General features: G+C 43.9%; 24 protein-coding genes. 20 read left to right on the plus strand and 4 right to left on the minus strand.

The genetic code is table 11. The features are described 5' to 3' along the window. The gene (locus IGI76_RS02185) at nucleotides 1–1,176 is read right to left on the minus strand and encodes a betaine/proline/choline family ABC transporter ATP-binding protein (RefSeq protein WP_005227327.1); all 1,176 of its coding nucleotides are present in this window, start codon (nucleotides 1,174–1,176) and stop codon (nucleotides 1–3) included. A gap of 352 nt (nucleotides 1,177–1,528) precedes the next feature. Between IGI76_RS02185 and queA the strand changes: the two genes are divergently transcribed. Continuing rightward, nucleotides 1,529–2,560 (plus strand): tRNA preQ1(34) S-adenosylmethionine ribosyltransferase-isomerase QueA, encoded by a 1,032-nt coding sequence (gene queA / locus IGI76_RS02190; protein ID WP_010748742.1) that lies wholly within the window; start codon nucleotides 1,529–1,531, stop codon nucleotides 2,558–2,560. A 449-nt stretch (nucleotides 2,561–3,009) separates the two neighbouring features. Here queA and IGI76_RS02195 read toward each other — a convergent pair whose 3' ends face one another. Beyond that, a complete protein-coding gene (locus IGI76_RS02195; protein WP_034857863.1) occupies nucleotides 3,010–3,720 on the minus strand; it encodes a DUF975 family protein in 711 nt (236 codons plus the stop codon). Nucleotides 3,721–3,918: 198 nt separating this feature from the next. On the opposite strand from IGI76_RS02195, the gene tgt reads away from it, so the two are divergent. Beyond that, the gene (tgt, locus tag IGI76_RS02200) at nucleotides 3,919–5,064 is read left to right on the plus strand and encodes a tRNA guanosine(34) transglycosylase Tgt (protein ID WP_005227333.1); all 1,146 of its coding nucleotides are present in this window, start codon (nucleotides 3,919–3,921) and stop codon (nucleotides 5,062–5,064) included. A gap of 83 nt (nucleotides 5,065–5,147) precedes the next feature. Beyond that, on the plus strand, nucleotides 5,148–5,489 hold the full coding sequence (gene yajC / locus IGI76_RS02205) for a preprotein translocase subunit YajC (protein WP_005232170.1): 342 nt from the start codon (nucleotides 5,148–5,150) through the stop codon (nucleotides 5,487–5,489). 131 nt (nucleotides 5,490–5,620) lie between these two features. Here yajC and IGI76_RS02210 read toward each other — a convergent pair whose 3' ends face one another. Further along, nucleotides 5,621–6,052, minus strand: coding sequence for an Hsp20/alpha crystallin family protein (locus IGI76_RS02210; protein WP_060792622.1), 432 nt, complete (start codon nucleotides 6,050–6,052; stop codon nucleotides 5,621–5,623). Nucleotides 6,053–6,356: 304 nt separating this feature from the next. On the opposite strand from IGI76_RS02210, the gene IGI76_RS02215 reads away from it, so the two are divergent. The 8 genes from IGI76_RS02215 (at nucleotide 6,357) to adhE (ending at nucleotide 15,559) form a co-directional block, all read left to right on the plus strand. Continuing rightward, nucleotides 6,357–7,142: a YitT family protein gene (locus IGI76_RS02215; protein WP_333718938.1), complete on the plus strand. Its 786-nt coding sequence runs from the start codon at nucleotides 6,357–6,359 to the stop codon at nucleotides 7,140–7,142. 26 nt (nucleotides 7,143–7,168) lie between these two features. Next, nucleotides 7,169–7,897: a GntR family transcriptional regulator, LSA1692 subfamily gene (locus IGI76_RS02220; protein ID WP_016609636.1), complete on the plus strand. Its 729-nt coding sequence runs from the start codon at nucleotides 7,169–7,171 to the stop codon at nucleotides 7,895–7,897. Between the two features lie 25 nt (nucleotides 7,898–7,922). Continuing rightward, nucleotides 7,923–9,224 carry a Sapep family Mn(2+)-dependent dipeptidase gene (locus IGI76_RS02225; protein WP_333718921.1) on the plus strand — a complete coding sequence of 434 codons (1,302 nt, stop codon included), beginning with the start codon at nucleotides 7,923–7,925 and terminating at the stop codon, nucleotides 9,222–9,224. A 123-nt stretch (nucleotides 9,225–9,347) separates the two neighbouring features. Next, nucleotides 9,348–10,295, plus strand: a complete 948-nt coding sequence (locus IGI76_RS02230) for a N(4)-(beta-N-acetylglucosaminyl)-L-asparaginase (RefSeq protein WP_333718922.1) — start codon at nucleotides 9,348–9,350, stop codon at nucleotides 10,293–10,295. Between the two features lie 39 nt (nucleotides 10,296–10,334). Next, nucleotides 10,335–10,667: a PTS sugar transporter subunit IIB gene (locus tag IGI76_RS02235; protein ID WP_005227348.1), complete on the plus strand. Its 333-nt coding sequence runs from the start codon at nucleotides 10,335–10,337 to the stop codon at nucleotides 10,665–10,667. Nucleotides 10,668–10,735: 68 nt separating this feature from the next. Then, a complete protein-coding gene (gene celB, locus IGI76_RS02240) occupies nucleotides 10,736–12,091 on the plus strand; it encodes a PTS cellobiose transporter subunit IIC (protein WP_086339082.1) in 1,356 nt (451 codons plus the stop codon). Nucleotides 12,092–12,108: 17 nt separating this feature from the next. Further along, complete coding sequence (locus tag IGI76_RS02245; RefSeq protein WP_005232156.1) at nucleotides 12,109–12,627, plus strand: GrdB-related putative oxidoreductase; 519 nt, start codon at nucleotides 12,109–12,111, stop codon at nucleotides 12,625–12,627. A gap of 340 nt (nucleotides 12,628–12,967) precedes the next feature. Continuing rightward, nucleotides 12,968–15,559 carry a bifunctional acetaldehyde-CoA/alcohol dehydrogenase gene (gene adhE / locus IGI76_RS02250; protein ID WP_010748754.1) on the plus strand — a complete coding sequence of 864 codons (2,592 nt, stop codon included), beginning with the start codon at nucleotides 12,968–12,970 and terminating at the stop codon, nucleotides 15,557–15,559. A gap of 245 nt (nucleotides 15,560–15,804) precedes the next feature. Here the strand turns inward: adhE and arfA are convergent, their stop codons facing one another. Further along, nucleotides 15,805–17,337: an arabinosylfuranosidase ArfA gene (arfA, locus tag IGI76_RS02255; protein ID WP_333718923.1), complete on the minus strand. Its 1,533-nt coding sequence runs from the start codon at nucleotides 17,335–17,337 to the stop codon at nucleotides 15,805–15,807. Nucleotides 17,338–17,438: 101 nt separating this feature from the next. Between arfA and IGI76_RS02260 the strand changes: the two genes are divergently transcribed. The 9 genes from IGI76_RS02260 (at nucleotide 17,439) to sufU (ending at nucleotide 24,335) form a co-directional block, all read left to right on the plus strand. After that, nucleotides 17,439–18,206, plus strand: coding sequence for a helix-turn-helix domain-containing protein (locus tag IGI76_RS02260; RefSeq protein WP_086293929.1), 768 nt, complete (start codon nucleotides 17,439–17,441; stop codon nucleotides 18,204–18,206). A gap of 91 nt (nucleotides 18,207–18,297) precedes the next feature. Further along, complete coding sequence (locus tag IGI76_RS02265; protein ID WP_156237076.1) at nucleotides 18,298–18,783, plus strand: hypothetical protein; 486 nt, start codon at nucleotides 18,298–18,300, stop codon at nucleotides 18,781–18,783. Between the two features lie 109 nt (nucleotides 18,784–18,892). Then, entirely contained in the window at nucleotides 18,893–19,435 is a 543-nt protein-coding gene (locus tag IGI76_RS02270; RefSeq protein ID WP_325843424.1) for a GNAT family N-acetyltransferase, read from the plus strand. A 186-nt stretch (nucleotides 19,436–19,621) separates the two neighbouring features. Next, nucleotides 19,622–19,846 (plus strand): type II toxin-antitoxin system PemI/MazE family antitoxin, encoded by a 225-nt coding sequence (gene mazE / locus IGI76_RS02275; protein WP_371860490.1) that lies wholly within the window; start codon nucleotides 19,622–19,624, stop codon nucleotides 19,844–19,846. After that, nucleotides 19,839–20,189 (plus strand): type II toxin-antitoxin system PemK/MazF family toxin, encoded by a 351-nt coding sequence (locus IGI76_RS02280; RefSeq protein ID WP_333718924.1) that lies wholly within the window; start codon nucleotides 19,839–19,841, stop codon nucleotides 20,187–20,189. The genes mazE and IGI76_RS02280 overlap by 8 nt, the downstream gene beginning before the upstream one ends. Nucleotides 20,190–20,494: 305 nt before the next feature. After that, nucleotides 20,495–21,268, plus strand: a complete 774-nt coding sequence (gene sufC, locus IGI76_RS02285) for a Fe-S cluster assembly ATPase SufC (RefSeq protein WP_005232112.1) — start codon at nucleotides 20,495–20,497, stop codon at nucleotides 21,266–21,268. A 13-nt stretch (nucleotides 21,269–21,281) separates the two neighbouring features. Beyond that, nucleotides 21,282–22,622: a Fe-S cluster assembly protein SufD gene (gene sufD / locus IGI76_RS02290; protein ID WP_015508910.1), complete on the plus strand. Its 1,341-nt coding sequence runs from the start codon at nucleotides 21,282–21,284 to the stop codon at nucleotides 22,620–22,622. Next, the gene (locus tag IGI76_RS02295; RefSeq protein ID WP_333718926.1) at nucleotides 22,619–23,863 is read left to right on the plus strand and encodes a cysteine desulfurase; all 1,245 of its coding nucleotides are present in this window, start codon (nucleotides 22,619–22,621) and stop codon (nucleotides 23,861–23,863) included. Before sufD ends, IGI76_RS02295 begins: the two co-directional genes overlap by 4 nt. Further along, the gene (gene sufU / locus IGI76_RS02300) at nucleotides 23,841–24,335 is read left to right on the plus strand and encodes a Fe-S cluster assembly sulfur transfer protein SufU (protein ID WP_005232105.1); all 495 of its coding nucleotides are present in this window, start codon (nucleotides 23,841–23,843) and stop codon (nucleotides 24,333–24,335) included. Before IGI76_RS02295 ends, sufU begins: the two co-directional genes overlap by 23 nt. The last annotated feature ends 1 nt before the right edge of the window (nucleotide 24,336 follow it).

Raw genomic sequence — 24,336 nt, forward strand, 5'->3', positions numbered from 1 at the left:
CTAGACCTCCTCAGTTTCTTCAGGTTTCGCCGACTCAATGGCTTCCATGATCGATGGCTCATCGCCCCAAATCACGTCATAAACGATATCAACTAAGGAAGCACGGGTCAAAATCCCGACTAAATGTTTGTCGGCATCTACTACCGGCACATATTTTAAGCCGCGTTTTAAAATGCGTTGCAAGGTATCCCGCAACAAGGCGGTTTCACGAACGAAAAAGACATCTTTGTTCAAGATATCGCCGACACTAGTAACTTTGCCACGGTTGCGGTCGATGGATTCGACATCGATGTAGCCTTTTAGCACGTTGCTATTGTCGGTAACCAGCAAGGTATCGACCCGTTTTTCTCGCATCAAGTGAATCGCTTCTTGTAAGGATTTTTCTGGTGTGATAGCGATCGGGGTATTCAACATCACGTCTTTAACTGGCGTCGTGTCAGGTTTTGCTTGCAACAAGCGGTCTTCACCGATCAATTCTTCCACAAACGGTGTTGCTGGGTGTTGCAGAATATTTTCTGGTGTATCAAATTGAATGACTTTTCCTTCACTCATGATCACGATGCGGCTAGCAAGTTTCAATGCTTCATCCATATCGTGGGTAACGAAGACGACGGTTTTTCCAAGCCGTTCTTGCAAGTCTTTGACCAAATCTTGTAGAGAATCACGAGTGATTGGGTCTAGTGCGCCAAAAGGCTCATCCATTAAGATGACATCTTGGTCAGCTGCCAAGGCACGGACAACACCGATCCGTTGCTGTTGGCCCCCAGATAATTCGTTGGGGTAGCGGTCGAGCATTTCTCGCGGCAATTCCACCAAATCGATCATGCGCTCGGCAGTTTTGTTGCGTTCTTCTTGGCTGACTTTTAACAATTTTTGAACCAATGTAATGTTTTCCCGAATCGTCATGTGAGGCATTAAACCGATGCTTTGGATCACATAGCCGATTTGACGGCGTAATTCCACTGGGTTGATCTCTGTAACGCTTTTTCCATTGATCAAGATTTTTCCTTTAGAAGGATCCGTCATACGGTTGATCATCCGCATACAAGTCGTCTTTCCGCTACCACTTGTCCCGATGAAGCAAATGAATTCGCCTTTTTCAAAGGAAAGATTCACATCTTCAACAGCGACTTTACCACCTTTGTAAATTTTGGATACCTGCTGAAACTCAATCATGATGTCACCTCTATTTTTATTTAAGCAATCTGAATAATGGCTTAGAATCTGTACTAAGTATGCCGAAAAGTCCCTTGTTATTCAAATAATCTGCCCATTTTTTTCAGAATTGTATAGACAAAACCGAAAATAGCGCCAGAAGCAAGTCCAAATTAAGGAGCGATGCATAGGGAATAGAAACGGCGAAGATCCCCCGTTATTTTTCATTGGGAAAAAGGGGGTTTTTCTGCAGAACGCCTTGGCAGCAGTCTCTTTATTTTTTTCTAAGAAAGGGCAGAATAAAAAGCTGTTTTTTCAATTTTTATAAAAACATGCTAGAATAGAGAAGAATTTAGGGAAAGAGAGGAACAACATGCTTACAACTGAAGATTTTGATTTTGAATTACCGGAAGAACTGATCGCCCAAACGCCATTAAGCGATCGCTCAAGTTCCCGTTTATTAGTGGTTGACCGTGAGACTGGCAAATTTGAGGACAAGCACTTCTATAACATCATTGATGAATTGGCACCAGGGGATGCTTTGGTGATGAATGATACGCGGGTATTACCAGCTCGTATCTATGGCGAAAAACAAGAAACAGGTGCCCATTTGGAAATCCTTTTACTGAATAATATTGAAGGGGATACGTGGGAAACCTTGATCAAGCCAGCCAAAAGAGCCAAAGTCGGCACGAAGATCACCTTTGGTGACGGACGATTAGAGGCAGTGGTGGAAGAAGAGCTCGATCACGGCGGCCGGATCATTCGTTTTCAATACAAAGGAATCTTTTTAGAGATTCTGGAATCACTTGGCGAAATGCCGTTACCGCCTTACATCAAAGAACGGCTTGAAGACCCAGACCGCTATCAAACGGTTTATGCCAAAGAAAACGGCTCAGCTGCCGCACCAACTGCCGGCTTGCATTTTACCCCAGAATTGCTAGAGCAGATCGCAGCAAAAGGCGTCAAGCTGGTTTATCTGACTTTGCACGTTGGTTTAGGAACGTTTCGTCCAGTCAGTGTCGATAATATCGCTGATCATGAGATGCACAGCGAATTTTACCGTTTGACAGAAGAAGCTGCCGCTCAATTGAACGAGGTTCGGGCAAATGGCGGCAAGATCGTTGCAGTCGGAACGACTTCGATCCGTACGTTAGAAACCATTGGGACTAAGTTTGATGGGCAAATCAAAGCCGATAGTGGGTGGACGAGTATTTTTATCACGCCAGGCTATCAGTTTAAAATCGTGGAAGCTTTTTCTACCAACTTCCATTTACCAAAATCAACCTTAGTGATGTTAGTTAGTGCCTTTGCAGGACGCGACCTAACACTTTCTGCCTACCAGCATGCCATCGATGAGCGGTATCGCTTCTTTAGCTTTGGCGATGCGATGTTCTTAAAATAAACAAAAAAACTGAGCGACGTAAGCGGCTCTTTAAGTTGAAACAATTTCTCAACTTTTAGAACTGCTTTTTTGTCGCCCAGCTTACTACTAGAGGAAGGTATAAGTGGTGGTCGCTTTTTGTGGTCCATGCAAAGCAATGTTTCTCGAAAATTTGTTTTCATTTACAAACTTACACATGTTTCGTGTATTCCGATACAAAATGAGACGTATCATTTTTCGATATGGAAATGTTCGATCCTTGTTACGTTTTTCTTCTTGTTACTTTACACGTTTGGTACTAGGTGAAACTTGTACGTTCAACAACTTTTAGTAGATTGAGTTTGCGATATTTACGAAAACCACCAACAGAGTTGCTACCTTCCTTACACGTATACTATAACACGAAACGGAAGCGTTTGCAAAAGAAAAAGGTCGTTTTCCTCAAAAAAAAAGACCGGCGAACCGATCTTTTAAGCAAGTGCTCGTTTAGGCAGATTGTCATAAAACGCTGCTTTGGTTGCACTGATGTAAGGTGTCAGCCATAAGTAGCCGATTCCTGCAGTCATGATGGCCAAAATGTGCCAGCCGATGAAGCTCAGATCAAGGATGAACAGTTGACCTTTGTAGCCTCTCATTAAATGACGGCTACCTGTGATGCAGCTGAGAAAATCTGGTCGCATGCCCGTTTCTTCATAAGTATCATAAAAGACAAAATATGCTTGAGAATAAGAATAAGCTTTGATGATCCCAGGAATGATAAACAGGAATGTCCACAACGTCGTGAAGATAGTCGACAAAATATAAATGACGATGATCCCTAACACGAAAGCACCACTGAAGCCACGAAAGACATCAGAAAAGGGTTGGATCGACTGTTTTTTACCGCGTAAAAGATCAAGGAAAGTCCAAGAGATCCCAGCACCGAATAAGGCAGAAAATAGACCGCTGATCAAACCGCCGCCGCCACTGCCACCACTGCCGCCAGCGGAATTGACTGCATCGGTAGAACCAAGATCATTGAACATACCGCTTTGATACAATGGAATAACAGTAAGGACGATAATGACGAATGCGATAGCGATCGAGATCAAAGTCGGTACAATACACATCAAAACACTGTCTTTCCAGCGGCCTCTCAGGATTGCTTTTGCTTCTGCTTTTAGTTCTCTATTTGATTTCATTTCAAAAAACCTCCCTTCAATATAAATAACATGATAGCAAACTTTCGCTAAATCTTCAAAAAAAAGTAATAGATGTTTCGCATGACTAGGAGAAAATACTCTTAGTTTCTTTAAACTTCCTTGCAAAATGTAAGGGCAACCCTTATCATAGATAGCGTTGCACAGTTAATCGAGTATAGAGAGAAAGTAGGGAAATGAATGACGGAACCAGCCATTCGTTATCGTCTGATAAAGAAAGAAAAGCATACCGGTGCCCGTTTAGGCGAACTGATCACGCCTCACGGAACCTTTCCAACGCCAATGTTCATGCCAGTCGGCACATTAGCAACGGTCAAAACCCTTGCCCCTGAAGAATTGAAAGAAATGGGTGCAGGCGTCATTTTAAGCAATACCTATCACTTGTGGTTACGTCCAGGAGAAGACATTGTTGCAGAAGCAGGCGGCTTACATAAATTTATGAATTGGGATCAACCGATCTTAACAGATTCAGGTGGTTTCCAAGTCTTTTCATTAGCCGAAATGCGCAACATCGTCGAAGAAGGTGTCCATTTCAAAAACCATTTGAATGGGTCGAAAATGTTTTTATCTCCTGAAAAAGCGATTGATATCCAAAACAAATTAGGGTCAGATATCATGATGAGTTTTGATGAGTGTCCGCCATTTGATGAAAGCTATGACTACGTCAAAAAATCGGTGGAACGGACGTCTCGCTGGGCGGAGCGTGGCTTGAAAGCCCATGCCAATCCAGATCGGCAAGGCTTGTTTGGGATCATTCAAGGTGCAGGATTTGAAGACTTGCGCAAGCAAAGTGCCCAAGACTTGATCAGTATGGACTTCCCAGGGTATTCCATCGGCGGCCTGTCAGTTGGCGAACCAAAAGCGGAAATGAATCGCGTGTTGGAATTTACAACTCCTTGGATTCCAGAAAACAAACCACGTTACCTGATGGGCGTTGGGGCAGCTGACTCCTTGATCGATGGCGTGATTCGCGGTGTCGATATGTTCGACTGCGTTTTACCAACACGGATCGCAAGAAACGGTACCTGTATGACTTCAAAAGGTCGTTTAGTCGTGAAAAATGCACAATATGCCCGTGACTTTCGACCAATTGACGAGAAGTGTGATTGCTATACATGTAAAAACTATTCTCGTGCGTACATCCGCCACTTGATCAAATGTGATGAAACCTTTGGTATGCGTTTGACGTCTTACCACAATGTCTACTTCTTATTGAATCTGATGAAAAATGTCCGTCAAGCCATCATGGATGACAACTTGTTGGAGTTCCGTGAGCATTTTATTGAAGAGTATGGGTTCAACAAGGAAAATGCGAGGAATTTCTAACATTCTCTACTAAAATGGTGGGAATAATAGAGGAATTCTGATAAAGTATCTTATAGGAAAGAAAATAAATCGAGGTGAAAAAAATGGCACAATCTTTACCAATGCTCTTTATGCTGGTTGCTTTAGTGGCAATGTGGTTCTTTATGAGTCGTTCACAAAAGAAACAACAGCAAGAGCGTAAAAATCTTTTAGAAAATATGAAAGCTGGCGATGAAGTCGTAACCATCGGCGGACTCCACGGCGTTCTTTCTGAAGTCAACACAGAAAAAAGTACCGTGATCATCGACTGTGAAGGAATTTTCTTAGAGTTTGATCGTTCAGCGATCCGCACAGTGAAACCCGGAACTGTTGCATCCGTTGAGACACAAATCGAACCAGCTGATGTCGAAGACGCAACGAGCATCCAAGACGAAACCAAAGAATAAGCACAAACGCACCGTCGCTTTCTCAGAAGCGATGGTGCATTTTTTTAGTAGTCGGACAGTTTCTAAAGTAAAACAAGCACCGCAGCAAAACAGAGATCGCTCGTTTTGCTGCGGTGCTTTGATTGCCTTCGTTACTCGATCGGAATCAGTTTCTTTGACGCTTGTTTGCCTTGGTCTTTTGGCAACGTCAATTTCAAAATTCCTTCAGCGTAAGAGGCTTTGATTTCATCCTCTTTGACGTTTTCTAACAGGTATTGCCGCCGAACGCTTGTCAAGCTGCGCTCGCTGCGAACCAGACGTCCTTTTTCATCTTCGGTCGCATGATCCGTCTGGTGTTGTCCCGTAATCGTTAAAACCCCATTTTCATAGGTTACTTGAATATTTTCTTTAGGGATGCCAGGCAGTTCTGCTTCAACGAGAAATTCCTTGTCATTCTCGTGAATATCGGTTTTGATCAGGTTCGATTTAAACCCATCAAAAAAACTGCGGCCAAAATCTTCAAAGAAATCAAAAGGTGTCATACTGTATGAATCTGAGCGGCGTGGCACAATCTCATGTGTCATAAGAATCATCCTTTCTTTATTCTTTTGTTTTTACACTTTTTATTTTATTCATTTTTTAGCGAATTTCAAGTGATTTACTCGCTTTAAAAAAATCTTAAAAAACCTTTGATACCAACGTTTTTCTCCTTGATTTTGGCGTGTTTTTACCTTGCTTCGTTCCTGTTTTCCCCCTCATTTCGCCTGCTTTTTCTGCGTGACAGTATATACTTAATGATATATACTAAAAGCGAAGTGGAGGAGGAAAAACATGGCACGTTATAGAAAACGAATGCTTGTTGCTTTGATCTATGCATTGCTGTCGTAGATTGCCCTAAATCTCTTTTGGCTGCCGGGAAATATTTATGCGAGTGGGATCACTGGTTTGTCGCAATTGTTGTCGCAGCTTTTAGATGAGCAGTTGAATCTGCAGCTTTCGATCCCGCTTTTGGTGCTTTTTTTTAATGCGCCATTGTTAGCGGTTGCTTGGGTCAAAATCGATCGAGAATTTACCATCATGACGGTTTGTACCGTCGTCCTGTCTTCTGTTATGATGAAGGTGGTACCGGTCATTGCTTTAACGACCGATCCGGTGATCTGTGCCGTGTTTGGCGGATTGCTGCACGGGGTGTCGGTGGGCTTGACATTGAACGACGATTTTTCAACGGGTGGGCTTGACATTTTAGGGATTTTAGTGAAAAAAGCCACTGGTAGAAGTATCGGCAGTTTCTTTATAGGCTTCAATGTCAGTTTGCAGCTAGCAGCTGGGCTGATCTTTGGCTGGCCTTATGCTTTTTATAGTGCCATTTCCTTCTTCATCAGTGGGCGGATGGTCGACTACGTCAACCTGAAGCAGCGGCGTGTGCAGCTGCTGGTCGTTACAGAAAAAGCAGAACCCGTCATTACGACGTTGCAATGTGCCTTGCAGCGAGGCATCACGGTCATCAACGATGTCGAAGGTGGATTTGATCATCAACAGAAAAAACTATTATTACTTGTCATTTCCCATAGAGAACTCAAGACTGTCGAAGGCATGATCCAAGGAATCGATGAACAAGCGTTTGTCAGTGTTTCTTCTGGCGTCAGTGCCAATCGATCGTTTTATGAATGGTAGCAAAGTGAAAGAAAGTAGGAGAGACGTTGAAAAAACAAGCAGTATTTCAAGAAGTTGCCCAGCAGATTGCGCAACGGGTTCATGAAGGTACGTACGTGACGAGCCAAAAGCTTCCTTCCGATTATGATTTAGCAGAGGAATTTCAGTGCAGCCGTTTAACGGTGCGCAAAGCCATCGATCTATTGATTGGCCAGAATTTGTTAGTGAAAGAAAAAGGCAAAGGAACCTATGTCATGAAACAGCCCAAGATCCAAAGCGGCTCTGGCGGGCTCCAAAGTTTTACCGAGACCGCCAAAATCCAAGGGAAAAAGACCCGTACGGAAGTTTTGCATATCGAAACCGTCAAAGAGCTCCCGATAGAGATTGGTCAGCTGTTTGGCGATTACGCTAAGGAACCAATCGTTTATTTGGTGCGCTTGCGTTACTTTGATGATGAGCCGATGACGGTGGAAAATCTTTACGTACTGAAACGCTATCTGCAAGAAGACACCGCAGAACTCACGAAAGCTCAATTAGAGTCGTCTTTGTATCAAGTCATTGAAGCCAACATCGAGATTGGTTATTCCCATCAAGAGGTGGAAGCTGTGAAAAGTCCGGCCGATATTGCGAAACTTTTACAGGTGCCTCAAGAGGAACCGATGCTTTTGGTCCATTCGATGACCTATTCCGCATCAGCCAAACCGATCTTATACGATACATCCTATTACCGAGCAGACAAATATACCTTCAAAAATACATTAGTGCGTCAAAAATAAAATCAATCCTCTAGAGGTGAAGACAATGGATCCACTCACAGCAAGTATTGAAGCCAATTGGTCAGAATTTCTCACGCTTTTGAGCGAGGTGATGCAGATCGCAAGCGTCAAAGGTGAGCCGGCGCCTCATGCGCCTTATGGCACAGGACCACGAGAAGTGTTAGCATACGTCATGGAAAAAAGCGCAGCATACGGGTTTCAAACAACGGTCATCGATGATGCGATCGGCTATGCCCATTGGGGACCAACGGATACCGACTATATCGGTGTGTTAGGACACTTGGATGTCGTCTCGGCAGGTTCTGGCTGGAGCTACCCACCGTTTGCACTAACTGAAAAAGACGGCAACTTTTATGGCCGAGGGGTCTTAGATAACAAAGGCCCGATCATCAGCTGTTTGTTTGCCATGAAAGTATTGAAAGACCTTGGTCATCAACCGCAATTACCGTTGCGGATCATTTTCGGTACAGATGAAGAAAGCGGCATGTCGGATATCCCGCATTATCTAGCGGTTGAGCAGCCACCGCGTTTTGGTTTTACGCCAGACTGCAAGTATCCAGTGGTTTACGGCGAACGGGGTGTCGTCAATGTGCAACTTGATTTTCCATTGCCCGTCCAAGAACAGCAGCTGTTAGCTGCGTTTTCTGGCGATCAATTCCGCGATCATGTGCCAGACCACCTGTCGGTAACCGTAGGCAGCCAGTCCTTTGAAGCACTAGGCAAACGCTCCCCTAGCAATGCCCCTGAGCTAGGGGACAATGCCATTACAAAACTTGCGCAGCAAGCGGCACCGCAACTGGCGGCGACACCGTCATTGCAAGCAGCTTTGCAGTGGATCACCCAAAGTTTTCACCAGCAGCACTATGGCGAAGGCATTGATTTGGTACTAGAAGATGCTGATTCAGGAAAATTGATCTTGACCCCTGTGGTTCTCCAAAAATCCGCCAGTGGACTAGCGTTAGAAGTGGCCTTCCGCTATCCTGTATCGGTAACGGAGGAACAAGTGCTCGCTGGGGTGCAAAAGGCATTGCCAAAAGGGGCAAGCCTTACGATCCTTCGCAGCATTCCAGGGTTCTGCCGATCAAAAGATGCCCCCGAAATCCAAAAGCTATCGACAATCTATCACCAAGTAACGGGCAATGATCCAACCCCCGTGACGACTACAGGAGCAACCTACGCCCGCAAGATGCCAAACATCCTTGCTTTTGGTCCGTCTTTTCCAGGGCAAAAAGGGATCGCTCATAACCAAGATGAGTACATGGCGGTTGCCGATCTACGGACGAATCTTGAAATTTATTTGCGCAGCTTACAAGCACTGACAAAATAAGCGAAGACACGAACGAAGAAGAGTTTTCCAATTTTTTTGAGAAACTCTTTTTTTAGTATAGACATAGTAGTATATACCGTATAGAATATACTTGAAAGCGCTATGAAAAATGGAGGGATATTTATGTGGGGAATGATTGCTACATGGCGGATGGCACACGATGGCGTGCTCGCTGCTAAAGCAATATTAGAGCAACAAGGCTCCTGCCAAGATGCAGTAGAAACAGCCATTAAAGCAGTGGAAGATTATCCATTTTATAAATCGGTGGGGTATGGCGGACTGCCCAACGAAGAAGGCGTGTTGGAAATGGACGCTGCCTTCATGGATGGTGATACCTTCAAAATTGGTGCCGTCGCTGGGATCGTCGATGTGGAAAATCCTATTTCCGTGGCACGCAGCCTAAGTGAGGAGAAATTCAATAGTTTTCGGATCGGCCAAGGAGCGGTCGCTTATGCGCTTGCCGAAGGATTCCAGCCCAAAGAGATGCTGACACCGCGAGCCAAAACCATTTGGGAAAAGCGCAAAGCAGAGATCGCTGCCAACAACCTCGATCCCTATGACGGCCACGATACAGTGGGAGTAGTTGCGCTGGATGAACACCAAAGCATGGCAGCAGGAACCTCTAGTTCTGGTTTATTTATGAAAAAAAGCGGTCGTGTTGGCGATTCACCTTTGTCTGGATCTGGTTTTTATGTGGATAGTGAAATCGGCGGTGCCGCTGCCACAGGGTTAGGGGAAGACTTGATGAAAGGCTGCCTTTCCTACGAAATCGTCCGTTTGATGGGAGAAGGGCTAGCACCGCAAGAAGCATGTGATCAAGCCGTTTACGACTTTGAAGCGCGATTGAAGAAGCGCTATGGCAAAGCCGGCGCCTTCTCGCTGATTGCCTTAGATAAACAGGGGCGCTGGGGCGTGGCAACCAATGTAGAATTTACCTTTAGTGTCGCAACCACCAATCAAGCGCCAGCTATTTTTATGGCAACGCCAGGACCTGAGCAGACAACCATGATCGAGCCTATTACGAAAGAATGGTTGGAAGCGTATGAAGAACGAATCAAAGCGCCGGTCTAACAACCGCGATTGAGAAAAACAAACATTGGAGGAATGGATATGGCAACGAAAAAAATCTATTTGTTTTGTGAAGCTGGAATGTCAACGAGTATCATGGTCAATAAAATGATGGAAGTCGTCAAAAAGCACAACATGCCTTTGACGATCGAAGCATTCCCTGCGATCCATGCAGAAGAAAAAGTCGAACAAGAAAAACCAGTCGCTATTTTGTTAGGTCCACAAGTACGACACTTAGATAGCAAAATGAAAGCAACTTTCGAGCCAATGGGGATTCCAGTCGGCACGATCGCGACAGAAGCATACGGCATGATGGATGGCGAACGAGCGTTGAAAGATGCCTTAAGCTTGATCAAAAAAGCCAAAGCAAAGTAATAAAAGTGTTGGAGTAACAGGGGACTACGTGTTATCTGCCAGATAGCACGCAGATGGGAGGAAGAAAAATGCAGAAATTTTTAAACTGGTTAGAAAAAGTGTTAACACCGATGGCAAAGACGATCGGTGAAAACAAATACTTGATTGCGATTCGTGATGGTTTCTTATTATCCACACCGTTGTTGATCGTGGGTTCACTCTTTTTAGTCTTGACCAATTTTCCGATTCCAAATTGGAACGAGATGATGAGCAGTTTGCTGGGAGACAACTGGGCAACGATGTTGAATATGCCAGCAACAGCCAGCTTTGACATTATGACGATTTTAGCCGTTGGTGGGATCGGGTATAGTTTGGCAAAACAGTTTAAAGTTGATGCCATGCAAGCAGCCATTATTTCACTCGTTTCTTTTTTTATCGTGACACCATTTACGACCGTTTTCACACCAGAAGGCTCTACGGAAGTATATGAAGTTGGCAGCCTGCCATTACGATGGATGGGTTCTAGCGGTTTGTTCTTAGGGATGGTTGTTGCCTTGATTTCCACCAGAATGTTCGTTGCGTTATTACGCAAAGGGTGGACGATCAAAATGCCTGACGGTGTTCCCCCAACTGTGGTGAAATCCTTTGAGGCGTTGATTCCCAGCTTTGTGATCGTGACGGTCTTTATGATCGCCAACTGGTTAGCCAACTTGACGTCTTATGGCAATCTCCAAGAGATCCTCTTTAAGTTCTTACAGACACCGTTGTTAAGTTTAGGAAATACTTTAGGTGCCATGATCATAGCCTACCTATTTTTGCATTTTTTCTGGTTCTTTGGGATCAATGGTTCCAGTGTGGTCGGCGCTGTCTTCAACCCTATCTTACGAGCATTATCTATTGAAAATTTAGATGCTTTCAAGAATGGCGCAGAAATTCCTAACATCATCACCGGTCAATTTCAAGACATGTTCGCGACCTTTGGTGGGGGCGGTTCGACATTATCTTTGATTTTAGTCATGATCTTAGTCTGTAAAAGCCAACGGGTCAAAAAACTATCACAGTTATCGTTAATCCCAGGTATTTTCGGGATCAATGAACCCATCATCTTTGGGTTACCGATCGTCTTGAATCCAGTTCTGCTGATTCCTTTTGCTTTAGTGCCAACGATCAATATTATTATCTCTTACTTCTGTATGGATCTTGGGTTAGTCAACTATACCAATGGAATTCAACTGCCATGGACCACGCCACCGATTATTTCTGGTTTCTTAGTCAGTGGTTGGCAAGCGTCCGTGTTACAAGTCTTGTTGATCCTCTTAGGAATGGCTATTTATTATCCGTTTATCAAAGTCTTAGATAATCAATATCTAAAAGAAGAAGCGGATACCGTTGAACAAGAAGAAGAGGAAATCAATTTTGATGATTTCGATTTTGATGATCTATAAGAAAAGAGGCACCGCTCATGAAAAAAATAATTTTGATTCTCAATCATGTCACTGCAGGGATGGGAAGTGATGAAAATGCTCAGTTGCCGCCAAGCGGCAAAAAAGCTGCCCTTGGTCCAGGTCGAACCTTGAATCCACTTTTTCAAGAGCAAGACGCACAAATCGTTGCAACGCTTTATTGTGGTGACCAATATTATCACGAGCATCAAGAAGAAGTGAATAAAAAATTTGTGGGGTTTGCTAAAAAATTTGACGCCGATGCCGTTCTTTGCGGACCTGCGATGCATTATCCTAATTTTGGCGAAATGGCAGCAGGATTGACGAAAGTATTCAATGCACAAGGAATTCCAGGGGCTGCAGCGATGTCAGAGGAAAACCCAGCAGTGGCAATCTATGCCAAAGACATCTATATCTTGAAGATGCCGAAAAAAGGCGGAATCGGATTGAATGATTCCTACAAAAAGATGGCGCACGTTGTTTCCCAGCTTGCCCACGGGAAGCCTCTAACAGAAGCAGACCAAGAGGATTTGTTTTAAAGAGAAAGACGATCAGCGATGGCTGGTCGTTTTTTTGTCCTCAAAGGTCACTTTGAGCAATGTAAAATACTAGAGGGAAGAAATTGTTTTTAAATGTGAGCAGTAATCCAGTGTAATTTATAGATTGTTCAATCAAACACATGGCATTTTTCTTAATGAAAACCGAAACTTTTGTCCACTTCTTTTCTTCAAAAGGTTTTGTAAACGGTTAAATATCAGTGAATAAAATAAACTGTGAAAAAAATCACAAAAACTATTTACAAACGAAAAAAGATGTTGTATGATCTGTATGTGAAGTAGTTAACAAACAAAACATGTTTAAAAACTAGGAGGACATACAATGGCTAAGACATTGGAAAAAGAAGTGACAATCGACGTACAAGCAATGATCGACGATTTAGCAACGAAGGCAAATGTGGCGTTAAAAGAAATGGAAAGCTTTGATCAAGAAAAAGTGGACCACATTGTTCATGAAATGGCAATGGCAGCATTAGACAAACATATGCCTTTAGCTAAAATGGCAGTAGAAGAAACTGGACGTGGTATCTATGAAGATAAAGCGATCAAAAACATGTACGCTTCAGAATATATTTGGAACAGTATCAAACATGACAAAACAGTCGGCGTGATCAATGAAGACAAACAAAAAGGCTTGATTGAAATCGCTGAACCAGTTGGTGTCGTTTGTGGGGTAACACCAACAACCAACCCAACATCTACAACGATCTTTAAAGCGATGATCGCTTTGAAAACACGTAACCCGATCGTTTTTGCTTTCCACCCATCTGCACAAAAATGTTCAGCAGAAGCTGCACGTATCGTTCGTGATGCAGCCATCGCTGCTGGGGCACCTGAAAACTGTGTGCAATGGATCGAACATCCATCAATCGAAGCGACTGGCTTATTGATGAACCACCCAGGAATTGCGATCGTATTAGCAACTGGTGGCGCTGGCATGGTCAAAGCAGCATACTCAACTGGTAAACCTGCATTAGGTGTTGGACCAGGGAACGTACCTGCTTATATCGAAAAAACAGCGAAAGTGAAACGAGCAGTCAATGACTTGATCGTATCAAAAACTTTTGATAACGGAATGATCTGTGCCTCTGAACAAGCAGTGATCGTTGATAAAGAAGTCTATGCCTCTGTGAAAGCAGAATTTGAAGCACATCAAGTCTATGTTGTAAAAGCAAAAGAATTACAAAAACTTGAAGATGCCGTGATGAACGAAGGGAAATATGCCGTAAATCCAGCAATCGTTGGACATTCAGCAATGGAAATCGCGAAATTAGCAGGCATCAACGTACCAGAAGGAACAAAATTATTGATCGCTGAACTTGACGGTGTCGGTGCTGATTACCCACTATCAAGAGAAAAACTTTCTCCAGTTTTAGCAATGATCAAAGCAAACAACACAGAAGACGCGTTCGAAAAATGTGAAGCAATGCTTGATTTAGGCGGATTAGGCCATACAGCGGTGATCCACACTGAAAACGAAGACTTGCAATTAGCATTCGGCCTACGCATGAAAGCTTGCCGTATCTTAGTTAACACACCATCTGCAGAAGGTGGTATCGGAAATATCTACAACGAAATGATTCCATCATTGACACTTGGTTGTGGTTCATACGGGAAAAATTCTGTATCACGAAATGTTTCTGCTGTGAACTTGATCAACGTGAAAACTGTAGCGAAACGGAGAAATAATATGCAATGGTTTAAATTGCCACCAAAAATCTTCTTTGAAAAGAACTCTCTAATGTACTTGGAGAAAATGGAAAACGTTGAACGTGTCATGATCGTTTGTGACCCTGGTATGGTTCAATTCGGCTATTGCGATACGGTTCGTGAAGTACTTGCTCGTCGTAAAAATGACGTGAAAATCGAAGTCTTCTCTGACGTAGAACCAAACCCATCAACAAACACCGTTTACGCTGGAACAAAAATGATGGTTGATTTCAAACCAGATACAGTGATCGCCCTTGGTGGTGGATCAGCAATGGATGCTGCCAAAGGCATGTGGATGTTCTATGAGCACCCAGATACTTCATTCTTCGGCGCGAAACAAAAATTCTTAGATATCCGTAAACGGACATACAAGATCGACAAACCAGAAAAAACGCAATTCGTTTGTATCCCAACAACGTCTGGTACTGGTTCTGAAGTAACACCATTTGCGGTTATCACTGACAGTGAAACACACGTGAAGTACCCATTAGCTGATTACGCATTGACACCAGATGTTGCAATCGTTGACCCTCAATTCGTAATGTCAGTACCTGCTTCTGTTACAGCAGACACTGGAATGGACGTTTTGACTCATGCGATCGAATCTTATGTGTCAGTAATGGCATCTGATTACACTCGTGGATTGAGCTTACAAGCAATCAAGTTAGTCTTTGACTACTTAGAAAAATCAGTGAAAACACCTGATATGGAATCTCGCGAAAAAATGCATAATGCCTCAACAATGGCAGGTATGGCCTTCGCCAATGCATTCCTAGGTATTTGCCACTCTGTAGCTCACAAAATCGGTGGTGAATATGGTATTCCTCACGGACGTACAAATGCGATTCTTTTACCGCACATTATCCGTTACAATGCCAAAGACCCACAAAAACATGCAATGTTCCCTAAATATGACTTCTTCCGTGCCGATACAGATTACGCAGACATTGCGAAATTCTTAGGCCTTAAAGGCAAAACAACGGCTGAATTGGTTGAAGCATTGGCAACAGCTGTTTACGAATTAGGACAATCTGTGGGTATCGACATGAGCTTGAAAGCGCAAGGCGTCACTCAACAAACACTAGATACAACAGTTGATCGCATGGCTGAATTGGCTTACGAAGACCAATGTACAACAGCAAATCCAAAAGAACCACTAATCTCTGAATTGAAACAAATCATCGTTGATGCCTATAACGGCTAAACAATGAATCAAGAACACCCAGCGGTATCTTAGCTGCCGCAGGGTGTTCTTTTGTCGTCTCTTTTTTTGAAAAACAAGCTGGCAGTTGCCGCTTCCTTGCCCAGATCAGTTAAGAATGCGAAAATTAGCAATTGAACAGGGGGGTGGATCATAAAAAAGGAGTGGATTTCTCCACTCCGTAAAAGTCTCGTTTTTTCAGGATGTCACCAAGGCTGCTGCTTTTTTTGCTAAAACAGATACGCTCGTTACTTGCTGACGTTTTTCTTCAAGCGTAGCATCTGGAAGCTTTGTTTTTCCAAGACGACACGCAAAATGCCGTCATTCAATTCCGCTGTTTTTCCATTGACGGGCACAACGTTGTTCGGGGTTGCTTCGGTATTGGCGGCATGCAAGTCTGGGTGGTGCAAGACTTGATGGGTAGCGATTTGCAATGAATCATATTGACGCAAGTCGCAAGTGAATTCGTTGGCATCCTGCAAATCCTTATTTACTAAGAAAAAGGTCAAATAGTCATCTTCGTTTTCGATCGCAATGGCATCCACATAAGAAGCTTTTCCGTGGCTGCTATCGAAATCAGCTCCTCGAAGGATGCTATGCAACACGTGACCGCGACCATAGTTGCTGATCATTTCATAGGGATAAAAAATCGTTTGTTTCCAAGCGGCAGTATCGGAAGTCATGATCGGTGCGATCACGTTGACCAGCTGTGCCATGCAGGCGATTTTAACGCGATCTGCGTGTTGAAGCATCGTGATCATCATGCTTGCGACGAGTAACGCATCTTCAAAGTGATAGACGTCTTCTAATTGTGGTGGGTGTTGACTCCAAGGTTCAATTTTTTGATCCTGTTCATTTGAGTGATACCAGATGTTCCATTCGTCGAAGGAAATATTGATCGTCTTCTTACTTCGGCGTTTGGCTTTCACTGCATCACAGATTGCTGCGACTTGACTGATGAACTGATCCATTGCGACATTGCTTGCTAGATAATCTTGGCTATCGCCGTTACGGTTACCATAATATTGGTGCATGGAAATGTAGTCGACTTGATCGTAACAATGACTTAATACTGTATCTTCCCACATGCCAAAGGTCGGCATCGTGAGAGAAGAACTACCGCAAGCGACGGTTTCGATCGTTGGGTCCATCAAACGCATCGCTTTGCCAGCTTCTTCTGCGAGACGGCCATATTCATCGGCTGTCTTATGTCCTTCTTGCCAAGGACCGTCCATTTCATTTCCTAGACACCAAAGTTTGATGTCATGAGGATCGGCCACCCCATGGGCACGACGGAGGTCACTATAATAGCTGCCGCCTTTTAAATTGGTGTATTCGATCAAGTTTTTCGCTGCTTCGATTCCTCGTGTCCCAAGATTGATCGCCATCATCGGTGCCGTATTGACTTGTTTGGTCCAATCCATAAATTCGTTTAAGCCGAACTGATTGCTTTCGATTACCCGCCAGGCCAAATCGATTTTTGCTGGCCGTTGCTCTTTAGGGCCGACGCTATCTTCCCATTTATACCCAGAGACGAAATTGCCTCCTGGGTAACGGACGATCGGCACATTCAACTGCTTGATCAAGGCAGCGACATCTTGACGAAAGCCTTGCTCATCGGCAAAAGGACTTTCTGGTTGATAGATCCCTTCGTACACACAGCGCCCTAAGTGCTCCACAAAAGAGCCGTAGATCCGTTCGTCGACTGGTGCCAAAATAAAGTGTTTGTCTAAATACATCGTAGTTTTCTTCAATTTTGCAACCCCTTTCTTTTCTTTCATTGTAGCGATAGTCTATGAAAATAAACACTACATTCTGTCTTATTCTATTGACGTTTTGTCCGTTTTCTTTATACTAAAGGCAAGTAGGAAGGAGTGAGAAGTTGAACGTAACCTATTCAGGATTTCAAATGCACAATGCTGTTTCCGATCATATTTATCGCCCCTCTGGCTTAAAGCATTATCTTTTCGTGTTGACGTTGTCTCCAATGGTTTTCACTTTTGAAGATGGTCATCAAGAAACTAGTGAAAAAGGTAGCTGCATTCTTTTTCCTCCAACCGTCTATCAAGATTATCGTGGCAAAGAAGATTTTTTTAATAGCTTTGTTGAGTTTCAAACGGATCAAGTGATCGAAGAAACCTATGCGATCCCTTGTAACCAACTGTTCCAGCCGAAAAATATTCAACAAATCAACAAATTGATCCAAAAGATCAATCATGAATCCTTGTTGCCACAACGACACACGAAAGAATTGATCGCGGCGTATATGACAAATCTATTGGTCTTACTTGAACGCAATTTTGAAGAAAGCATCCCGCAACCACAAAACGAACACTATCAACTGTTTCAAGCGATGCGGTTGAAAATGTTAGTCAATTGCGAACAGCAATGGGATTTTTACCAGTTTAGCCGAGAGCTTTCCATCGGTAAAAGCCAATTCTATAAGCTCTATCAACAATTTTTTCATACCACGCCCAAAGAAGATTTATTGCAAGCTCGGTTTCAAAAGTTTTTTTATTTACGCAGTAACGAAACACTAACGATTCGAGAGGCGGCGTTTCAATCTGGGTTCCAAAACATCAACCATTTTAATCGGCTCTTTGCGAAGCGCTATGGCTGCGCACCGACAAAGTACCAACAGGAGCAATAGGCAGGTCTGATCGGTAAAAACGCAGAAAAAAGTCCGACGAATTCTTGACGGATGAAAGAGAAAACGGGACAATGTCATTAGGAGGTGGCATATGGATACAGAAACGATTGTAAGCGAACTTTCTAAACGTTCAAGTGAATTGGAAGCGCTACAAAGAAAATTGAGTCAAAGTCAATTAATGAATAATGAAGCGGCACAAACGTTTATTTTTGACTTAAAGGATTATTTAGATAGCTTAAAGCTCGTAACGGATTTAGTACCGTCAGCGGCAACTACAGCAGCGGAAGTTGACCAGTTGTCGTACGTCTTAGGTGAACAAAATCAAAGCATCCAGCAGCTGCTGGTTATTTTGGAAGAAGCCGAAGCAAATGACGACCAGCGCTTTTTCGGCAAAAGTGCGGGAGAAGTGCGGCGGATGATTGGCAGTCTGTCTGGGATCCTGGAACTAAACGGTCTGTTGCTGCAAGACAATCGTGGCTTTCAGCAAGTCGTGAAGGAAACTGGACCGCTTCACGTGACTGAAACAAAGGAAGTCCCTGAGAAAAAAGGGTTTCTCCAAAAGCTTTTTGGGAAATAAGCACTGATCGTCGATCACAATACGTGTACTTGTATCTCAAACGGTTCTCCACAACGCGTGAAGAACCGTTTAAGGAGACGACTTTTCTAGGAGAAAGGGGGGCTTGAAGATGGCAGAAACAGTCACACTTCAACCGATTACGGAAGAAATGATTGCTGAACTTTGGTCGATCAGCTATGGGCCTAAGGCAGATTTAGAATGGAAAAAATGGGACGGACCGTATTTCCAAGACCCCGTGTTGACGTGGGAAGAATTTCGAACGGGGTTTGGTGCTAGCTGCATCGACAACCCGTTACGTAAAGTGATCAGCTATCAAGGAAGAATCGTAGGGATCGCGACCGCTTATTGGGAAGACAATACCTTGCAGCAGTGGTTGGAATTCGGGATAGCCATCTATGATGCTTCCCTTTGGAATCAAGGGATTGGCAGCCAAGCAATTCGCCAGTGGATCAATGAGTTGTTTGAATCACAGCCTCATATCCAGCGTGTTGGTTATACCACGTGGTCGGGCAATCACCGCATGATGAAACTAGGAGAAAAGCTAGGGATGACCAAAGAAGCCCAGATCCGCAAAGTCCGTTTCTGGGAAGGCACCTATTATGATTCCATCAAGTATGGCATCTTGCGAGAAGAATGGGCACAGCAGAAGTGAAGGTAGGGGATGCGAGATTTTTTCGTGTCCTCTTTTGTTGTTGATGATTTATCAGATGCATTTTGCGTATAGTAAAGTACCTAGTAAAAAAGGGGCTGATCTCCTAGCTGTATTTTGTAATTACAGTAATTACGTGGTAAAATAGACTATAAATGTTATGAAGGAAAGGTGATTGTTTTGGATACAGTGAAAACAAGAAAGCAAGGAAATGCGGTAATGGTCACGCTAGCAAGTAAGTTTGAGATTCCTGCTGGTAAGACCTACTTTATCAGCAAAGAAAACGATGGTACGATTTCCTTGATTCCTAAGATCGATGATTATTTTTTAGCTGCGAAAGAGAAAGAATTTGTTGATGAAGAAGATATGCTAGCTGCTGATTTTATTGTTGAAGGCAGGCAGCTTGATGAATAGACTCGAACAAGGGACTCTTGTATTTATTGATTTTGATCCCTCGAAAGGGAGTGAAATCAAAAAGCGCAGGCCTGCTTTAGTCATCAGCAGGGATGAGTACAGTTACACTTCAAATTTGATCATTGTTTGTCCAATAACGAGTACAGATAGGAAGCGTCCTTACTTTGTCGATATTCAACACGATAAATTGAAACCTGGGAGTAAAGTAAATACAAAGCAAGTTTATACGCTAGATTATTCCGAGCGTGGCGGTAGAAAGATTGAAATTTTAGGGAAACTATCAAAAAAAGAAATGATTAACGTTGCACAGCATTTTATGATGAACTTTAATTTTCCATTATAGTTAAAAAAACAGCAGGATGGAAAAAGTGAAGGACCCTCACAAAAAACGAGTGAGGGTCCTTCACTTTGATTTCCTAAGAATACAAGGTTTCAACAATAGAGAAAAGAAGATAGTTGAAAGATAAAAGTAAAATTTCAAAAATAGTCGACTTTCTGAACAATAACCATGTACTATCTCTATGTAATACTTTATAATAATTCCAATGTACAGATTAGAAATATTTTAAAAAAGTCGGGAATAGCGTTTGAAGTTCATTCTCAATTAGTCTAAAATAGTGAGAAAGAAAAGATACTGGAGGGAAAGAAATGTCAGTTTTAGAAATTAAAAATCTACACGTCCAAATCGAAGATAAAAAGATCTTAAAAGGCGTTGACTTAGTGTTAAAAACTGGAGAGATCCATGCCATCATGGGACCAAACGGTACAGGGAAATCAACCTTGTCCGCTGCCATCATGGGTAACCCGAATTATGAAGTGACAGAAGGGGAAATTTTGTTCGACGGCGAAAATGTCTTGGAAATGGAAGTGGATGAGCGAGCTCGTTTAGGTCTGTTCTTGGCGATGCAATACCCAAGCGAAATTCCAGGCATCACCAATGCAGAATTCATGCGCGCAGCGATCAATGCCAAACGTGACGAAGACGACAAAATCTCTGTCATGGATTTCTTGAAAAAATTAGATGAAAAAATGGATTTATTGAATATGCCAGAAGAAATGGCGGAACGCTATCTGAATGAAGGCTTCTCTGGTGGAGAAAAGAAACGAAATGAAATCTTACAATTGTTGATGCTAGATCCAACCTTTGCGATTTTGGATGAGATCGACTCTGGTCTAGATATTGATGCCTTGAAAGTCGTAGCAAAAGGCGTCAATGAAATGCGCGGCGAAGGCTTTGGCGCTTTGATCATCACCCATTACCAACGTCTGTTAAACTACATCACACCAGACGTGGTTCATATCATGATGGAAGGCCGTGTCGTGATGACCGGTTCGGCAGATTTAGCCAAACGCCTAGAAGCAGAAGGCTATGCTGGGATCAGTAAAGAGTTAGGGATCGACTACAAAGAAGAAGAAGCGTAAGGAGGCAAGGTAAATGGCAAAATTACAGGATTATCTTGAACAAGTCAACGTTTTTTCAGCGTTAAAAGAAGAACCTGAATGGATGTTGGAATTACGCCAAGCAGCCCTTGCGAAAGTGGATGAACTTGCGTTTCCAAAAATCGAGCGGGTGCGTTACGAGCGTTGGCCATTGTTCAATATCGACGAACAAGCACTTGCTGGTGAAAAAGAATTTGCAGGCTTCATCGATCCAACCTTACCTGCAAGTGAATCTAAGGAGACAGGTGCTGGCTTGGTTCCCGCCTTTGACGCGATGGATAACCATCCGACCCTCGTTCAGTTCGATGACACCACCATCTTTGAGCAATTACCGCAAGAGCTGATTGACAAAGGCGTGATCTTCACCGACTTGTTTACAGCAATGAAAGAAGTACCAGAGTTGGTCAATCAATACTACATGACCAAAGCAGTGCCAATGGATGAAGACAAAATGACCGCAGCACATGCGGCGTTTATGAATAGCGGCATGTTCTTGTATGTACCAAAAAACGTGGTGATCGAAGAACCCCTTGAAGCGATTTTCTATCACAATGGCAATAGTCAAGCGCATTTCTTCAAACACATTTTGATCGTTGCTGATGAGCACAGTGAGTTCAGCTACTTGGAACGTTTCCAAACCAAAGGCGACCAAGCGAAAAAACTGTCTGGCAATATCGTAGTGGAAGTGATCGCCAAAGCAGGTGCGAAGGTCAAATTCTCTGCGATTGATCAGTTAGGTGTCAACATCACTACGTACATGAATCGTCGCGGCTACGTATTACGAGATGCGATGGTAGATTGGGCAATTGGAGTCATGAATGACGGCGACGTCGTGGCGGACTTTGATTCTGATCTTGTAGGCGAAGGCGCGCATTCGGAAGTCAAAGCGGTCGCCATCAGTGCTGGGCGTCAAACACAAGGAATCGACACTCGCGTCACCAACAAAGCACCGCATTCCATTGGCCATATCCTGCAACACGGCGTCATTAGAGAACGCGGCGTCTTAACCTTTAACGGTATCGGACACATTTTAAAAGGAGCAAAAGGGGCGGACGCGCAACAAGAAAGTCGTGTCTTGATGCTTTCTGACCAAGCCCGTGGCGATGCCAACCCAATCCTTTTGATCGATGAGCACGAAGTAACCGCCGGACACGCAGCCAGTGTGGGACGGGTCGATCCAGAAGAAATGTACTACTTGATGAGTCGTGGGCTGCGCAAAGCAGAAGCGGAACGTTTGGTGATTCGTGGCTTCTTGGGCTCCGTCTTGACCGCGATCCCAGTCAAAGAAGTGCAACAAGAATTGGTTGCCGTTATCGAAGGGAAGTTACTCGCATGATCGATGCCCAAAAAGTGAAACAAGCGTTTCCCATCTTGGATCAGCTCGTAAATGACGAACCATTGGTCTACCTCGACAATGCTGCCACTACGCAAAAGCCAGAGGCGGTGCTGCAGGCGATCACCGATTATTACCATCAAGACAATGCCAACGTTCATCGTGGGGTCCATACCCTCGCAGAACGGGCGACCCATTCCTATGAAGGCGCACGGGAAAAAGTGCGCAGCTTTATCCATGCGAATGAAACGGCGGAAGTGCTGTTTACTCGAGGGACGACCACTGGTTTAAATTGGGTCTCCCGCAGCTACGGCGACCGTTTTGTCAATGAAGGCGATGAAATCGTGATTTCCTATATGGAACATCATTCCAATATCATCCCTTGGCAACAATTAGCAGCCCGAAAAAAAGCTACCTTGAAATATATCCAGCTGACGCCAGAAGGCACCTTGGACATGGAAGATGCCAAGAAACAGATCACTGAAAAAACCGCTATCGTTTCGATCGCTCATGTTTCCAATGTTTTAGGCGTGATCAATCCGATTGCGGAGCTAACCAAATTGGCGCATCAGCACCAAGCCGTCATGGTGGTGGATGGTGCTCAGGCTGTTCCACATATGACAGTTGATGTCCAAGCACTGGATTGTGATTTCTATGCCTTTTCTGGCCATAAAATGTGCGGACCAACTGGCATCGGTGTCTTGTACGGCAAGCGGCAATGGCTGGATCAGATGGAGCCCGTCGAATTTGGTGGGGAAATGATCGATTTTGTCCATCTGCAAGAAAGCACGTGGAAAGAACTGCCGTGGAAATTTGAAGCTGGTACACCAAATATTGCCGGTGCGATCGGTTTAGGTGCAGCGGTGGATTACTTAACAGAAATCGGCTTAGAAAACATCCACGCCCATGAAGCAGACTTAGCTGCTTACGTTTTGCCAAAACTGCAAGCCATTGAAGGCTTGACCATCTATGGCCCCCAAGAAGCAGCAAAACGCACGGGAGTGATCGCCTTTAATCTAGCTGGCATCCATCCTCATGATGTTGCCACCGCTTTAGACATGGAGGGCATCGCGGTACGGGCAGGTCATCATTGTGCCCAACCCCTCTTGAGCTATTTGCAAGTCCCAGCGACTGCACGGGCCAGCTTTTACCTGTATAATACAAGAGAGGACGCCGATCGACTGGTTGACGCCATCAAGCTGACGAAGGAGTTTTTCCAACATGGCACTAACGAAATTAGATAATTTGTATCGACAAGTCATTCTGGATCATTCCAGCCACCCACATCATCGGGGCACCTTGGATGATTCAACGTACAAAGTCGAATTGAATAACCCTACCTGTGGCGACGTGATCCACTTGGAGCTCGCTGTCGAAGGAGACACCATCAAAGACATCGCGTTTACTGGCGAAGGCTGTTCCATCAGTACCGCCAGTGCATCCATGATGGGGGATGCGATTATCGGTAAGACACTAGCAGAAGCTGGTGAGCTATCAGGCTTGTTTTCTGAACTCGTCCAAGGAAATGACATTCCTCAAAGCGATCGCTTAGGCGATGCTTCCATGCTTGGGGGGGTGGCGAAGTTTCCTGCACGCATCAAGTGTGCGACTTTAGCTTGGAAAGCATTAGAAAAAGCCATTGCTGCCGACAGTACACAAGCATCTGTCAGTCACAGCCACGCCAATGAATCTGACACTGAAGAAACGAGCGAATAGA

Origin of the sequence: Enterococcus sp. DIV2449a, from assembly GCF_051711225.1 — a bacterium.
Lineage (GTDB): Bacteria > Bacillota > Bacilli > Lactobacillales > Enterococcaceae > Enterococcus_D > Enterococcus_D casseliflavus.

Coding starts and splice junctions, on each gene's coding strand:
- IGI76_RS02185 (WP_005227327.1), bottom strand. CDS start 1,176: ATGATTGAGTTTCAGCAGGTATCCAAAATTTACAAAGGTGGTAAAGTC.
- queA (WP_010748742.1), top strand. CDS start 1,529: ATGCTTACAACTGAAGATTTTGATTTTGAATTACCGGAAGAACTGATC.
- IGI76_RS02195 (WP_034857863.1), bottom strand. CDS start 3,720: ATGAAATCAAATAGAGAACTAAAAGCAGAAGCAAAAGCAATCCTGAGA.
- tgt (WP_005227333.1), top strand. CDS start 3,919: ATGACGGAACCAGCCATTCGTTATCGTCTGATAAAGAAAGAAAAGCAT.
- yajC (WP_005232170.1), top strand. CDS start 5,148: ATGGCACAATCTTTACCAATGCTCTTTATGCTGGTTGCTTTAGTGGCA.
- IGI76_RS02210 (WP_060792622.1), bottom strand. CDS start 6,052: ATGACACATGAGATTGTGCCACGCCGCTCAGATTCATACAGTATGACA.
- IGI76_RS02225 (WP_333718921.1), top strand. CDS start 7,923: ATGGATCCACTCACAGCAAGTATTGAAGCCAATTGGTCAGAATTTCTC.
- IGI76_RS02230 (WP_333718922.1), top strand. CDS start 9,348: ATGTGGGGAATGATTGCTACATGGCGGATGGCACACGATGGCGTGCTC.
- IGI76_RS02235 (WP_005227348.1), top strand. CDS start 10,335: ATGGCAACGAAAAAAATCTATTTGTTTTGTGAAGCTGGAATGTCAACG.
- celB (WP_086339082.1), top strand. CDS start 10,736: ATGCAGAAATTTTTAAACTGGTTAGAAAAAGTGTTAACACCGATGGCA.
- IGI76_RS02245 (WP_005232156.1), top strand. CDS start 12,109: ATGAAAAAAATAATTTTGATTCTCAATCATGTCACTGCAGGGATGGGA.
- adhE (WP_010748754.1), top strand. CDS start 12,968: ATGGCTAAGACATTGGAAAAAGAAGTGACAATCGACGTACAAGCAATG.
- arfA (WP_333718923.1), bottom strand. CDS start 17,337: ATGAAAGAAAAGAAAGGGGTTGCAAAATTGAAGAAAACTACGATGTAT.
- IGI76_RS02265 (WP_156237076.1), top strand. CDS start 18,298: ATGGATACAGAAACGATTGTAAGCGAACTTTCTAAACGTTCAAGTGAA.
- IGI76_RS02270 (WP_325843424.1), top strand. CDS start 18,893: ATGGCAGAAACAGTCACACTTCAACCGATTACGGAAGAAATGATTGCT.
- IGI76_RS02280 (WP_333718924.1), top strand. CDS start 19,839: ATGAATAGACTCGAACAAGGGACTCTTGTATTTATTGATTTTGATCCC.
- sufC (WP_005232112.1), top strand. CDS start 20,495: ATGTCAGTTTTAGAAATTAAAAATCTACACGTCCAAATCGAAGATAAA.
- sufD (WP_015508910.1), top strand. CDS start 21,282: ATGGCAAAATTACAGGATTATCTTGAACAAGTCAACGTTTTTTCAGCG.
- IGI76_RS02295 (WP_333718926.1), top strand. CDS start 22,619: ATGATCGATGCCCAAAAAGTGAAACAAGCGTTTCCCATCTTGGATCAG.
- sufU (WP_005232105.1), top strand. CDS start 23,841: ATGGCACTAACGAAATTAGATAATTTGTATCGACAAGTCATTCTGGAT.